The sequence below is a fragment of the Massilia sp. UYP34 genome (assembly GCF_056279385.1).
In genome coordinates this window covers 119,259-133,455 of the sequence record NZ_JBWBRF010000005.1, presented here as the reverse complement: position 1 = coordinate 133,455, position 14,197 = coordinate 119,259, and the positions used below count along the sequence as shown (strand labels likewise).

Genomic DNA, 14,197 nt, shown 5'->3' with positions numbered 1-14,197 from the left:
AGACGTCAGCGGCCGTGCCAATAACGCGCGTGCGTCTCGCGATGGGTCTCGACCTGCAGTGCGGCGCCGAAGCGCAGCGTGACGGCGCCGCGCTCGTCGGTGCGCAGGCGCCGTATCCCGTGCTCGGCGTAGCGCGCGTAGACCTCTTTCTTGGGATGCCGGTAGCGATTGCGATGGCCGACCTGGAAGATGCCCAGCGACGGCCCGACCGCCTGCAGGAAGGATGCGGTCGACGAGGTGCCGCTGCCGTGGTGCGGCGCCAGCAGCACGTCGGCCCGCAACTGCGGCGCGCCCAGGCGCAGCAGCGCTGCCTCTTGCGCTGCCTCGATGTCGCCCGCCAGCAGGATCGCCTTGCCGCCGGCGCTCACCCGTAACACGCAGCTGCGCGCGTTGGCCTTCAGGCGCGCATTGGCGTAGCTGGCGGCGTCGGGCGCGAGCATCTCGAAGCGCACGCCATCCCACTCCCAGCCCTGGCCGGCCAGGCAGCGCTGCCGGTGCGGCGCCAGGCGCAGCAACGGGTGCGCGGGCGGCAGCGACGACTTGACCTCCCCCACCTCCAGCGTCTGCAGCACGGCGTCGGCGCCGCCGACGTGATCGAGGTCGCTGTGCGACACCACCAGGGTGTCGAGCCGCCCGATGCCGCGCCCGCGCAGGTAAGGCAGGATGACGCGGGTGGCGCCGCTGGCGCCCGGCGCGTACTGCGGGCCGGTGTCGTACAGCAGCCGGTGGCGGTGGGTTTCGACCAGCAGCGCCATGCCCTGGCCGACGTCGAAGGCGGTGACGGTGAACGCGCCGGGCGGCGGCGCCGTCGGCAGTTGCGTCAGCAGCGGCGTCCAGGCCGCGAAGCCGGCCCAGCGCTGCGGCCAGCCGCGCGGCGCCAGCATCCATGCCGTGCCGATGAGCGCCAGCCCGAGGATCCAGGGCGCCGGCGCCGGCGCCGTCCATACAGCCAGCGCGGGCGCGGCCAGCCGCTGCAGGGGCCACGCCAGCAACTCGATGCCCAGGTGGGCCGTGCCCAGGACCAGGCCAGCCAGCGGCGACGGCAGGATGCTGCCGACCAGCGCCAGCGGCGTCACGAACTGGCTGATGACGGGGATCGCCACCGCATTTGCCAATGGGCTGACCAGGGACACCTGGCCGAACAGCAGCAGTGTCAGCGGCGCCAGGCCAATGGTGACGGCCCATTGGGTGCGCGCCGCCACCAGCAGCCCCGCGCGCCAGCCGCGCGTTCGTTCGCCGAGCCGCCCGCTGCAGGCATACAGGATGGCGGCCACCGCGCCGAAGGACAACCAGAAACCGGGCCACAGCATGGCCCAGGGATCGAGCAGCACGACGATGCCGAGCGCCAGGCACAGGACGTGCGAACTGGAAGCGATGCGGCCGCACCATACGGCGCTCGCGACCACGGCCAGCATGTAGAAAGTGCGCTGGGCCGGCACGCCGAAGCCGGCCAGCAGCACGTACATCAGCGCCACCGTCGCCCCGGCCAGAACGGCCGCCTTCTGGGCCGGCAGGATGAGCGGCAGCTGGGCGTCGGTCCAGAACGAGCGGCGCCACAGGCTGGCGACGATCCACGCCGCGAGCCCCGCCACCATCGTGATGTGCAGGCCGGAGATCGACACCAGATGGCTGATGCCTGTGCGGTTGAAGACGTCCCAGTCGTCCTGGTCGATGCCGCGCTGGTCGCCGATGACGAGGGCCACGATCACGCCCGCATACGGTTGGCCGTCGAGGACGGCCAGGATGCGCGCGCGCAGGTAGCCGCGCGCGCGTTCGATCGCGTAGCCGACGCCAGGGGACCAGTCGGCGAGACGTTGGTTCCGGCTGCCTGCGGGACGCACATAGCCGGTGGCGCGCACGCCCTGCTCCAGCAGCCAGGCTTCGTAGTCGAATCCGTGGGGGTTGGCGTTGCCGTGGGGGCGCTGCAGGCGAACCACCAGGCGCCAGCGTTCGCCGGGATGGACGAAGGCGGGATCGGCGGCGGCGGCGCCGTACCAGGACAGGACGATCCTGGGCGGGACGGTGGCGTCGCGGGTCTCGGTGCGCGCGACGTCGAACTGGAAGCGCACGCCGCCGTCGAAGCGGTGCGGCAGGCTGGCGACGATGCCGGTGACGGTGATGTCGCGGCCTTCGTCGTGGTGCGGCAAGGCGTCGTGCAGGGCCAGGTGGGCGCAGGAGGCGGCCCAGAAGAAGCCGAGCAGGAGGCCGGACGTGATTGCGCGGGGCAGGCCGCGCAGCAGAAGGCATGTGGCGATTGTCGTGATTGCGCCAGCCAGCATGATGCTCGCCGGCGGCAGCGCGGGCTGAAGTTGAAGTGCGGCGGCGCCGGTGGCGAACGCGAGGATCGCGCTTCGCATGGACTGGGCCGCGTTATGATTCGGTGCGCCGCATGCCAGGGTGGCTCTTGGCGCGTGGCTCAGGGGACAAGGGCTCTGCAGTCTCCGGACGACGCACTCTTATACTGCTCACGATGCGCTCCCACAGATCGAGCATGGCTGCCTGCGAGAGGGTCGATTGAACGGGACGGCCACCAGCGACCGGATTCACCCCGGACTCGAGCTCGATCAACAGTAGTGGAGCGTACAAATCATTCTTTTTGCCTGCCATTTCCCATTGAAATGAATATCCGGTCGTCAAGTTCGATTCGCGGATTCGCATGGCGAGCTCTTCGCCAGTCAAACCGTTGATGGTACGAGGACGCTGACGAAGATATTCGAAGCCAAGCCGCATGAGCACAGGATGGCGCGCCCTGTTTCTATCATGCCGCTCAAGCAAGCCCGGCGCAGGATCGGTCCCTGCGATGGATGACAGTACGATATTGACGTCGCGGTGACCAGGCAAGCTGGCAACGAGCACAACGCTCTCATTGCCTCTATGTTCGAATGGATCGCGTACGATCGCTCGATTGATACAAAAGCCCTCCTCTGAGGGAATTTCTCCTGAATTCAAGGCGCGAACTCGTCCAAACGTCTGCTCAAGCCGCGCCCCCACATCCAGGGGCCGATGGGTCGCACTTGCCGTTACACTCAGTCCGTCGATACGGAGAACACCTGTCACGCTGACGTCTTCGATATCCGCGAGGCGACCGTCTTCTACGGTCTGTCCTCGTCGCCTGTCATATACAGCGACCTTTCCTCGTGCGTCGCCTACGCCGAATGCCTTGGCTGTCTCGAGATGTGGTGGCTGCTCTCCGACACCGACGGCGACTATTTGCGATTCCAGCGCATTGAGCCGGGTATCGAATTCCTCTTCAGTTTCATTGGCAGAACTCTCTATATTGAACCCTCCAACGAAACCCGGGCGTACATCTATGTTCGCATCGGCAGGCAAGTCAATCAGGAAGCGGCCCACGCACACGGCATGCATGTTCTCCGTGAGCCGTAAGATCGCGCTGCGGTCCCTATCGTTCTGCAACGCCCGGTGCGTCCCGAACACCAGGACTGTCGAGAGTACCGCCATCAAGCAAATCCATCCAATCCTGCGTCGAGTGATCCATTTCATGTGCATTTCTCGCTGTGACATGGCCGCTAGCCGCTCACCTTATCCATGTCGGCACCCTTGGTGCACAGGAATTAGTTACCGGCTGCCAGGAACTGCGGTAACAAATGACTGCAGGTACGGCCATAGCAGCTCGTGAATGGCCATTCTCAGCCGCCAATCTTTACACTGTTGAGTCGCCACCTGTACCTTGTGGTTTCGACTCGTCCGGTGTGATTTCCGGGAATGGATTGGCATCGACATGACGTACCAGTTGCCAAGCACTGCGCCGATGAATCAGTTCGGAGTGCCCGCCACCCCGGCCACCGAACTGCGCGCGAAAAGTCGCGGCGGGAAGCAAGCTCCCGGCTGCAAACCAGCGGGTACCATCGAGCGCATGGCTATCTTCACATCGCCACCATCCGCTGGCTGGACAGGCGGCACCTGTCTTCACAACACTACCAATCGGCGCCTCAAAACTTCCAGTAGGGTGTCCTCCCGCCGCGAGGACGAGAAACTCTGGAGACGCCAGCGCCTGTTCGAGCCCGCTATGATGCAAGACTCGAGTACTTCGCCGCCTGTCGACCAGCGCCCACAGCGTCGAGTTCTTGCTCTCATAACTTGGTTGTACACCCCGTAACCGCTGCCACATCGTCTGCTGCGGTAGAAGCAGTGCCTGCGGCATGAACTGGCCCTGTTTGATGAATTGACGTTGGCCACCGAGGACTGTGACTCCAGTGCCGCCGTCGGCACATTGCCACCAACCAGTCTGAGGACAGACTTCTCCCGCCAGAGCACTTGCTCCCAACGCGACGCGAGGCTCCTCGGCCACGGCCCCCGTCCGCTCCACGTAAGGCCGCAAACGGATACTGTTGACGATGCTCTCCCAGAGTTCGAACATGGCCTCTTCGGACAGCGTCGACTGGAGAGGCTTTCCACCGGCAACTGGATTCACCCCGGACTCAAGCTCCAGCTTTAACGTCGGTGTGTAGACATCATCCGGCCTTCCTGTCGCCTCCCACTGGAATGAGTAGCCTGTGGTAAAACTTGGCTCACGTATGCGCATCACCAGTTCTTCTCCATCAAGCCCATTGATGGCGCGCTTATGCTCACGTAAGTTGCTGAACGCCAGTCGCATAAAAAGGGGCTCGCGCGCCGCTGCCTTTGCATTTCGTTCGAGCAGCCCTGGCGCGGGGCGCGTGCCCGCCATGGAAGAGAGAACGATGTTCACATCCGGATGGCCCGGCAACCCAGCGAACATGACCGCGCTTTCGCGATTGTTGTGCTCGTAAGGATCCAGGACAATTGCGTGTCCAACGCAGAAACCGCTCTCACGAGGAATCTCTCCTTCTCCGAGCGGTCGAATAAAGTTCAGGATGCTTGTTATTCTCGGAATATTACGGGGTGCCACCCATTCGATTTCACCAGTAATGCTCAGGTTTGGAAATCGCAGCAAGCTGAGGAGAGCGACATTTTCGCTGAAGGCGAATCCATGATCTTCCAGCACCTTCGTTCGCCGACGGTTGTATATAAAAGTTTTTCCCTGGCCGGCGTTTACTGCGATTTCCTTGCTGGATTCCAAGCTGGGGCGCCCCTCCCTATTGATAGCTTCTGCCATTTCGATTTCGGTCTGACGCAACCGGGATGCGAACTCTTCATCCGACTCGACGGTGGTACTTTCGATATCCAAGCCACCAACAGATCCGTATCTAATTTTCACCGGCGCATCAGCAGGTAGATCTATCAAAAAACGGCCGACGCAAACTGTTCTCATTTTTTCCGTCATTTTTGCCACCTTCTGCTTGTCATGCACCGTTTGCACCGAATTCGCAAGGAACGATGTCAGGGCCAGCGCGACTGCCGTGAGCCCACATACCCAACGGACACGCCGACCGCGACTCCGCTTCATTGGACGTCCTGTACGATCTTGACGATGAGATGCCGTATCAGGAGGCGCATTGTCTCGGGCTGGAGGGTATCTTGATGACGCAGTCCTGCCGGCGCGAACATCTGCCGTATATGTGCAGCGGGGCCGGCACCGGATTGCACCGGTACGGTTTCGTCTCCATATGCATCTTCGGGCCAAACCGAAAAGCGCAACTGCAAGTCCTGACCGATGTACACCTCGCGGGAGCCTTGCTCAGTGATTGACTTGAGGTTTCCCTTGCGAATACTTGATGGCGTAAGCGCTGCAGGACTCACCGAGGGTTCCCGGGCAACCCATCGAATCTGTCCATATGCCTTCAGAGACTTGTCTGCACCGTAAAAGGCATAGGTATTCGGGTGATAGTAAGGTGTCTGCGCCTTATTACCGTCCTGTGAAGTCAGTAGTTCGGTATGAAAATATTCAGCTTCTCGAATGGCATCCGATATGCCATCAACGACACTACGCTCGGAATCTTCGAAACGTCTGGCCGGATCCGCGAGATCGGGGTCGATCATGCGGTACCAGGACTTCATGTCGCGATAGAGGTCGTATGGATTGCCATCCGGGAGTGAAAGCAAATCACGCACATCGTCGCGCCGATTTACCGATCGAATCGTCTTAATGACGAGCCAAGGCTTGGGATAGAGGTGGTTTGGCAACAACTGAAGCACCCCTGGCGAGAGAGCCATCACAGGAGTCGTATCTGCTGCGCTTTCACCTGCAATGTCCGCCACGGCTCCTGCCTTGAGATTGTCCCCAAGCCCATTGGTATAGCGCCCACCTTCCGTGCCGCATGCAATGCGCCGATAGGTGACAGGAGCGCCGAGCGCGGGCATGGCTGCATGGATAATTCCCGCGATATCGGGCGCGCTACCGTCACCAGGCGAACTCAGTCGCGCACAGGCCCGCGCGACCAGCCCCCCCATGGAGTGCGTTATCAGGATCACCTTCCCGCATTCGTGTTTTCGCTCGGTCCAAAATTTCTTGATTTGATCAATACGTGTACGCAATCGGCGCGCCGATTTCTCGCATGATTCAAGCCAGTTGTAGCCGAAGGCATAAACTGGATACTGATAGGCTGCATATTTTTCGAGTTCTGCTTCGGTCACTTTCTCGATACTGCGCACACCCCAAGATCCCGCTTGGGACTGCATGACCCGAAGCCAGAAATGACGAATCTCCCGCTCGCCACGCGGAGATACCTGAAATGTCTTGTCAAGGTGCCTCTGCAGGTCGATCAGGAGGGCGCCGTAGGAGCCGGCATGCACCTCTCCCCATCCCCGCTCCCGTAGCATCCGAGGGTCGACATTGCTAGGGCCAAAGGCCAACTCGCCATCCGGATCGACTTCAAGGATGCTGGCATCGAGAATGCGCTGCCGTTCGGAAGGGGAGCGCTCCGCCCACTTTCGTGCCTCCCAAAAACCTTCAACGACGCCGTTCGGTGGTCTCCAGGCCGGCTCGCCGGGTGCGAGAATATCGTCCTTCCGGACTCTCATGTTGGCACGGGCTCGAAGATTGGATCCCATGATGCCGGGTACAAGGATCACCGGAATCACCTTGCGCGACCCAATCGTGACCCTGGCCCTCACCTTGAAGGCCGTCGGCGTCGCGACGGTATGTGCCACCAGGCTTCCATCGCGGTCGACAGTTGGCTGGGGAATTGGTCGGGTCGGCTCCTTCATGCCCGGCCCGCACCGGGTTCGCTCGGTTCGTCATCGGGCAACAGACGGATTTCGATATCGCCCATGGCGTAGCTGCTCAGGATGCTGGTGCGTCCCTCGTCGTCGGTGACGCCCTCGATGCGCGTGCCGTCTTCGTGGCGCGCGATGTAGCGCTTGCCCCGTGCCGGCAGATTGGTCTGGCGGTCGATCACGACCACCCGCTCGTCCGTTTCCAGTTCGGTCGCCGGCAGGCGCAGGCCGGCGGGCGTGCCTGTGCCCGGCGACAGATGCTCCACCGAGGCCGCCCTGACCACGTGCTTGCCGCTGCTCTGGTGGGTGATGGTGCCGCCGTCCCAGTCGGTCTGGGTGCCCTGCGACACCACCTTCACCGATGGCGCTTCCAGCTCGATGCCGGTGGCGGCGATCAGGCGGATACGGTTCGAGGACTTGATCTCGATGTCGCCACGGTGGGTCTCCACCACGATGTCGCCACGGGCGGCGATCAGCTTCATGCCCAGTTCATAGGCGAACATGCTGAGCGCGCGCGAGGCGCGCAAAAAGAGGCTGCGGCCGGTCGCCAGTTCGGCGTCGCCGGTCGAGACGATGTCGACCTTGGTCTGGGCGCCGAGGGCGATGCTGTCGTCGCTCGCGACCACCACCCCGGCCGGGGCGCTTACCGCCACCATCGGCGCGCCGCCCGCGCCCGCATCGGCGCCCGGCGCGACGTTCGAGCCGTCGTGCCAGTGGCGCAGCCGTTCGGCCAGCGCATCCAGGCGCGGCCTGGCTTCTTCGTTCTCGCCATGGTCGCCCGCCAGTCGTCCCAGCGTGTCCAGCACGCCGTGCATCGCCTCCGCGATCCCGACCAGGCTGGCGCGTTCGAGCTGGGCGCCGGCATCGTCCTGCTTGCCCCCGGCGCTGAGCAGGATGCCTTCGCCGCCGCGCAGCGCCACCGCCTTGTCGCTGCGCAGCTCGGCGCCCTCGCCGCGCGCGCCGCCCTGGCCATTCGACCTTGGCTCAGTCAACCAGCCGAGGTTCAGTTCGGAGCCCGCGTGCTCGCTGGCGATCTGCACTCCGATCTGGCCCGGCGTATCGTCGAACAGCAGCTGGCCGCCGCGCGCCCCGCCGATCTCGCGGCTGCGCATCCCCGACAGATAGCGGTTGCCCGGCAAGTCCCCCGCCCGGCTCAGCGCCGGCGGCTGCGCGCGCTGGTTGTACAGCTGCGACAGGATCACCGGCCGGTCGGGGTCGCCGCCCATGAAGGCCACCAGCACCTCGGTGCCGACGCGCGGCAGGCCGAGCGTGCCGGCCTGCTGCTGGCTGCCCGGTCCGGCGCCGGCCCAGTTGGACGCCACACGCACCCAGGCCGAATCGGCCGGCGTGTCGGATGCGCCGGCGCCGTGCGCATGGCGGTGGTCGCTGGTCCGCATGCCGGGAAAGCGGATCTTGACCCGGCCCAGCGCGTCGCAATGCACCTCTTCGCCGGGCGGGCCGGTGACGATCGCGCTTTGCAGCTGCGGATGCGGCAAGTCGACCCGCGGGTCGAAGCTGGGCACCAGCGGGATGCCGCGCCGGACCGCGTCGAAGCTCACGCGCACCCGCACCGTATCCAGCGATGGCGCGGCGTCCGGGAAGGCGTCGGCGTCGGCCCAGGCGCCCATCAGGCGCCGCACGCGCGCCGAGACGTCAGCCGGGAGGTTGTTCTCGGCCTCGACGTGCAGCGCGGTGATGGTGAAGTCGCGCTCGGCCGCCGGGTGGGTGTCGATCTCCGGGTGGCCGCTCAGGGTGAACCATTCGCCGGCGCGCAGGTCGCGCACATTGCCCTCGCCGTGGAAGCACTTGGTTTCGAATTCGTGGCGGTTCATGCGCACCTGGCCGAGGCGCCAGTGGTCTTCGACGTCGTTGCCCGCATGCGGCATCTCGACCTGGTAGTCGTCGAGGCTGGCGGCGAGCTGGTTGCCGCTGCGGCCCTGGTCGGCCATGCTGCGCGCGGTGGAGGTCATGAACTGGGTGCCGAGCGGATTGCGGTAGTCCCAGCTGTGGCGCGTGGTGCTGCCCGCCTGCAGGCGGCGCGCGGCGCTCCAGGACGCGATGGTGTCGCGCTCTTCGCTGGCCCCGCCGCGGTGGTAGCGCACGGTGCCGGCGCCGTTGCGCGGCAGCGAGTCGGCATCGGCGAACAGCACCAGCGTGTGCACCGGCGAAGTGTCGCGTTCGACCTCGAGCGTCCGGGTGCGCGCATGGCCGGGGCGGAAGGTCCAGGCCACGCCGCGCCGGCGCAACAGGCGGCGCACGAAAGCGGCGTCGGATTCGTTGTATTGCATTGTCTGTTCGCGCGGCGGGAACTGGCGCATGTCGAACAGCGGATCGAGTTCGTATTCGAAAGCGCTGGCCAGCACGCCGTTCGACTGGCGCCATTCGTCGAACAACACCCGCACGATCTCGAGTTCGTTCTGGTAGCGGAACACGCGGCTGTTGACGCGCTTTTCCATGATCGCCAGCGCGTCGCGGATCACCAGCTGGTAGACGCCCAGGCCGCCGTCGTAATCGCCGGCCCTGGCCTCGGCCACGATGCCGCAGGCGCCGCGCAGCTGGCCGCGGTCGGTGACGAACTGGATTTCGGCCGGCAGCGCGATCAGTTCCTTGAGCGGCAGGCGCGGGGTCGAGGCGACGCAGGTGACGACGTATTCGAGGCTGCCGCAGACGGATTCGCTGCCGCTCACCCGCTGCGGCAGCAGGACTTCATCGGCGAGGTGGTCGGCGTGGCCCAGGCGCAGCCGGATCGGCCGGTGCGCCGTCGTCAGCGATTTCTCGTGCTGCAGCATGCGCAGGAATTCGCTCGCGCTGTCCAAGTGTGTCTCCCGTCCGGTATTTATTCATGAGGAAGCACATCTTGTCACAGCGGGCAACTACGGGATTTGGGGCGTGTCAGCAACTGTCGAGTGAGATCGGCTGAACTTCCCGGAACGCTGACGGTCGTCTATATGACGCCACACAGCCCGGAAAGACGGGGGATTGCGGCGATCGATGCCTGAAACGCTGCCTGGCGCACCTCCTCCACCCCGATCCCTCGCAGCTCGGCCAGGGTGGCGCCGATGCCCGGAAGTTGATCGGGGCTGTTGCGTCCCGGATGAATCCAGCTCGGCGCGATGTCGGGCGAGTCGGTCTCGAGCACGATGGACGCCAGGGGCAGCTCGGCCGCCAGGCGCCGGATCTGCAGCGCGCGCGTGAAGGTCATGTTGCCGCCGAATCCCAGGTGGAACCCGAGCTCAATGAAATTCTGCGCCTGCTGGAAACTGCCGTTGAACGCATGGGCGATTCCCGATGGCGGGCGAATCTGGCGCAGGTGCTTGAGCACCTGGTCTTGCGAGCGCCGCACGTGCGTCAAGACCGGCAGGCCGAAGTCGCGCGCGATGCGCAGCTGCTCGCGGAAGAACCGCTCCTGCTTGTCGCGCATGGCCGGCGCGGTCAGCTCCGGGATGAAGAAATCCAGGCCGATCTCGCCGATGCCCACGAAGCGCGGGTCGCTCATCGCCTGCTCCACCCGGGTGCGCAGATGGGCCAGGTCGTCGTCCTGCGCCTGCGGCACGCAGATCGGGTGGATGCCGAGCGCATAGCAGGCGTTCGGGCTGGCGTGCGCCAGGCCGGCCACGGCGTCGAAGTTGCCCCGCTCGACCGCCACGATCACGATCATCGACACGCCGCTTTCCTGCGCCTTGCGCGCGACCCCCGCACCGTCGCCGCCGTATTCGCGCGCGTCCAGGTGAACGTGGGTGTCGATCCACATCGCTCAGCCCTGGGCCGGCTGCAGGCCGTGCTCGGTCATGCGCAGCACGCGGTCGCAGCGGCGCGCCAGCTCCATGTCGTGGGTGACGATCACGAAGGCGGTGCCGAGGGTGCGCGACAGTTCGAGCATCAGGTCGAAGATGATCTGCGCCGTGGTGTGATCGAGGTTGCCGGTCGGTTCGTCGGCCAGCACGCATGCGGGCTGGGTGACCAGCGCGCGCGCCAGCGCCACCCGCTGGCGCTCGCCGCCCGACAGTTCGCCCGGACGGTGCGCCACGCGCCGGCCCAGGCCCACGCGTTCCAGGATCGCCTGCGCACGCTCCATGGCCACCGGGCGCCGTTCGCGCCGGATCAAGAGCGGCATCATGACGTTGTCGAGCGCCGTAAACTCGGGCAGCAGGTGGTGGAACTGGTAGACGAAGCCCAATGCCGTGTTGCGTAGTTCGCCGCGGCGCGCCTCGGACAGGTTGGCGAAATCCTCGCCGTGCAGGGTCACCGAGCCGCTGCTCGGCGTATCCAGGCCGCCCAGCAGGTGCAGCAGCGTCGATTTGCCGGAACCGGAGGCGCCGACGATGGCGACCCGCTCGCCGCGGTGGACGGCGAAATCGATGCCGTCGATGACGCGCACGTCGGCGTCGCCCTGCCTGAAGGTTTTACCGAGGCCGCGGCAGGCGAGCACCGGCGCGCCGTTGAATGCATCACTCATAGCGAAGCGCCTCCGCCGGTTTCACACGCGATGCGGCCCAGCTCGGATAAACGGTGGCGGCAAACGCCAGCAGCACCGAGATGACGCCGATGACGGCGACGTCCGGCCCATGCAGGTCGGATGGCACGGTACTGATCAAATATATATCTTTGGACAAGAACTCCACTCCCAGCAAACGTTCGATGAACGGAACGATGACATCGATGTTCAGGCTCACCGCTACCCCCATGCCGACGCCGGCAAGCGTGCCCAGCACGCCGATCACGCCGCCCTGCACCATGAAGATCTTCATGATCGACCGCGGCGACGAGCCCAGCGTGCGCAGGATCGCGATGTCGGCCTGCTTCTCGGTCACCGTCATCACCAGGCTCGAGACCAGGTTGAAGGCGGCCACCGCGATGATCAGGGTGAGGATGATGAACATCATCTTTTTTTCGGTCTGTACGGCAGCGTACCAGTTGGCGTTGAGCTTGGGCCAGTCGCGCACCGTGAGCGTCCCCTCCTTCGCGCCGCTCATCTGGTTCCTTAACTGCTCGGCCACTTCAGGCGCCTCGCGCACGTTGGCGATGCGCAGGCGCAGGCCCGACGGCGCCGGCAGCCGCTCCAGGCGCTGGGCGTCTTCCACGTGGATGAAGGACAGCGCGGCGTCGAAATCGAAGTGGCCGGCCTCGAAGATGCCGGCGACGGTGAAGCTGCGGGTGCGCGGCACCATGCCGGCGGGCGTGACCTGGCCCTGGGCCAGCACCATGGTGACCTTGTCGCCCAGCCCGACGCCGAGCGAACGCGCCAGCGCATAGCCCAGCACGATGTTGAAACTGCCGGGCTTCAAGGCGTCGAAACTGCCGGCGCGCACCTGGCGCGCCACGGTCGAGACCTTGTCTTCCTCGCCCGGCAGCACGCCGCGCACGATCGACGGGCGCATCACGCCGTCGCGCACCAAGAGGCCCTGGGTCTCGACGAACGGCGCCGCGCCCAGCACGGCGGGGTTACGCAGCGCCTCCTGCGCCGACGCGCGCCAGTCGGGCAGGCTGCCGGAAGCGTCGAATACCTCGATATGGGCCAGCACCGACAGCATGCGGTCGGTGACCTGCTTTTGAAAGCCGTTCATCACCGACAGCACGATGATCAGGGCCGCGACGCCGAGGGCGATGCCGGCCACCGAGATCAGCGAAATGAAGGAGATGAAGCTGCTGCGCCCGCTGCGCTTGCCGGCCCGCGTGTAGCGCAGGCCGACCTGCCACTCATACGGCAGTTTGTGGATGATGCTCATGTGTTCCCATGATCGGATTGGTGATGACGGAGTCGGCGTTATTCATACCTGAGCGCCTCGGCCGGCTTGACGCGCGACGCGGCCCAGCTCGGGTAGATCGTGGCCAGGAACGCCAGCACCACGGCCACGCCCCCGATCCAGCCGACGTCGCGCCATAGCAGCTCGGACGGCATTTCGCTGATCAGGTAGACCTCTTGCGACAGGAAGTGCACGCCGAGCACGCGCTCGATGGCCGGCACGATCACGTCGACGTTCAGCGCCACCAAAACGCCAAGGCCCACGCCGAGCAGGCCGCCCAGCATGCCCACCAGCGTGCCCTGCACGATGAAGATCTTCATGATGCCGCGCGGCGAAGCGCCCAGGGTGCGCAGGATGGCGATGTCGGCCTGCTTGTCCTTGACCGTCATGACCAGGGTCGAGACCAGGTTGAAGGCGGCCACCGCCACGATCATCGTCAGGATAATGAACATCATGTTCTTTTGCGACTGCACGGCGGCGAACCACACGGTGTTCACCTTGGTCCAGTCGCGCATGATCAGGTCGCCCGCCATCGACTGCTGCAGCTCGTAGGCCACGCGCGGCGCCTGCTGCAGGTCGGCCAGGCGCAGGCGCAGGCCGAGCGGCGCCGTGGCCCCGGTCGCGGTCTCGGCGTCACGGATGTTCACCAGCGCCAGCGTGGAATCGAATTCGAAGTGACCGGCCTCGAAGATGCCCGACACGGTCAACGCGCGCGAGCGCGGCAGGGCGTTTTCGCCGGGCGCGCTGGCGCCGCCCAGTATGCCGCTGCTGGCCACCAGCAGCGAGACGCGGTCGCCCATTTCGACCCCAAGCGAGCTGGCCAGCGCGCGGCCCAGCACCACGTTATAGGACCCGGGACGCAGCGATTCGATACTGCCTTCCTTCATCTGCTGCGCGACGTCGGACACGTTGGCGTCTTGCGCCGGCTCGACGCCGCGCAACAGGGCCGGCTTCATGACCCCACCGGCCAGCAGCATCGATTGCGCATCGAGGAAAGGGGCGGCGGCGCGCACCTCGGGGTGGCCAAGCGCCGCGCTGCTGGCGGCGCGCCAGTCCGGCATCGCGCCGCGCGCATCGAAGATCTCGACATGGGCCAGCATCGACAGCATGCGGCTGGTGACTTCCTTCTGGAAGCCGTTCATCACCGACAGCACCACGATCAGGGCGGCCACGCCGAGGGCGATGCCGGCCACCGACGCCATCGAGATGAACGAGATAAAGCTGTTGCGGCCGCTGCGCTTGCCGGCGCGGGTGTAGCGCAGGCCGATCTGCCATTCGTACGGAAGTTTGTGGGTGATGCTCATACAATCCTGTCGGTTCTTGTTCTTTTGGCTGCGCCAACCCGGCAGTTTGCCAGA

9 protein-coding genes are annotated in these 14,197 nt (G+C 65.3%); all 9 read right to left on the bottom strand.

All coding sequences use genetic code 11. The annotated features are described in order from the left end of the window. Positions 1–5: 5 nt before the first annotated feature. Entirely contained in the window at positions 6–2,357 is a 2,352-nt protein-coding gene (locus ACZ9AQ_RS11120) for a DNA internalization-related competence protein ComEC/Rec2 (RefSeq protein ID WP_429204887.1), read from the bottom strand. A 13-nt stretch (positions 2,358–2,370) separates the two neighbouring features. Beyond that, positions 2,371–3,501 carry a T6SS immunity protein Tli4 family protein gene (locus ACZ9AQ_RS11115; RefSeq protein ID WP_429204885.1) on the bottom strand — a complete coding sequence of 377 codons (1,131 nt, stop codon included), beginning with the start codon at positions 3,499–3,501 and terminating at the stop codon, positions 2,371–2,373. A 160-nt stretch (positions 3,502–3,661) separates the two neighbouring features. Beyond that, on the bottom strand, positions 3,662–5,290 hold the full coding sequence (locus ACZ9AQ_RS11110; protein WP_429204884.1) for a T6SS immunity protein Tli4 family protein: 1,629 nt from the start codon (positions 5,288–5,290) through the stop codon (positions 3,662–3,664). 92 nt (positions 5,291–5,382) lie between these two features. Next, positions 5,383–7,086 (bottom strand): esterase/lipase family protein, encoded by a 1,704-nt coding sequence (locus ACZ9AQ_RS11105; RefSeq protein ID WP_429204883.1) that lies wholly within the window; start codon positions 7,084–7,086, stop codon positions 5,383–5,385. Beyond that, a complete protein-coding gene (locus tag ACZ9AQ_RS11100) occupies positions 7,083–9,911 on the bottom strand; it encodes a type VI secretion system Vgr family protein (protein WP_429204881.1) in 2,829 nt (942 codons plus the stop codon). Before ACZ9AQ_RS11100 ends, ACZ9AQ_RS11105 begins: the two co-directional genes overlap by 4 nt. A gap of 128 nt (positions 9,912–10,039) precedes the next feature. Then, positions 10,040–10,846, bottom strand: a complete 807-nt coding sequence (locus ACZ9AQ_RS11095) for a TatD family hydrolase (RefSeq protein ID WP_429204879.1) — start codon at positions 10,844–10,846, stop codon at positions 10,040–10,042. A 3-nt stretch (positions 10,847–10,849) separates the two neighbouring features. Continuing rightward, positions 10,850–11,551: a lipoprotein-releasing ABC transporter ATP-binding protein LolD gene (lolD, locus tag ACZ9AQ_RS11090; protein ID WP_429204877.1), complete on the bottom strand. Its 702-nt coding sequence runs from the start codon at positions 11,549–11,551 to the stop codon at positions 10,850–10,852. Further along, positions 11,544–12,821: a lipoprotein-releasing ABC transporter permease subunit gene (locus ACZ9AQ_RS11085; protein ID WP_429204876.1), complete on the bottom strand. Its 1,278-nt coding sequence runs from the start codon at positions 12,819–12,821 to the stop codon at positions 11,544–11,546. The genes lolD and ACZ9AQ_RS11085 overlap by 8 nt, the downstream gene beginning before the upstream one ends. Before the next feature lie 38 nt (positions 12,822–12,859). After that, positions 12,860–14,143, bottom strand: a complete 1,284-nt coding sequence (locus ACZ9AQ_RS11080; RefSeq protein ID WP_429204874.1) for a lipoprotein-releasing ABC transporter permease subunit — start codon at positions 14,141–14,143, stop codon at positions 12,860–12,862. Between the last annotated feature and the right edge of the window lie 54 nt (positions 14,144–14,197).

What these genes read in the sequence shown, in the direction of transcription:
- ACZ9AQ_RS11120 (WP_429204887.1), bottom strand. Translation starts at nt 2,357, where the DNA reads ATGCGAAGCGCGATCCTCGCGTTCGCCACCGGCGCCGCCGCACTTCAA.
- ACZ9AQ_RS11095 (WP_429204879.1), bottom strand. Translation starts at nt 10,846, where the DNA reads ATGTGGATCGACACCCACGTTCACCTGGACGCGCGCGAATACGGCGGC.
- lolD (WP_429204877.1), bottom strand. Translation starts at nt 11,551, where the DNA reads ATGAGTGATGCATTCAACGGCGCGCCGGTGCTCGCCTGCCGCGGCCTC.
- ACZ9AQ_RS11115 (WP_429204885.1), bottom strand. Translation starts at nt 3,501, where the DNA reads ATGAAATGGATCACTCGACGCAGGATTGGATGGATTTGCTTGATGGCG.
- ACZ9AQ_RS11085 (WP_429204876.1), bottom strand. Translation starts at nt 12,821, where the DNA reads ATGAGCATCATCCACAAACTGCCGTATGAGTGGCAGGTCGGCCTGCGC.
- ACZ9AQ_RS11080 (WP_429204874.1), bottom strand. Translation starts at nt 14,143, where the DNA reads ATGAGCATCACCCACAAACTTCCGTACGAATGGCAGATCGGCCTGCGC.
- ACZ9AQ_RS11105 (WP_429204883.1), bottom strand. Translation starts at nt 7,086, where the DNA reads ATGAAGGAGCCGACCCGACCAATTCCCCAGCCAACTGTCGACCGCGAT.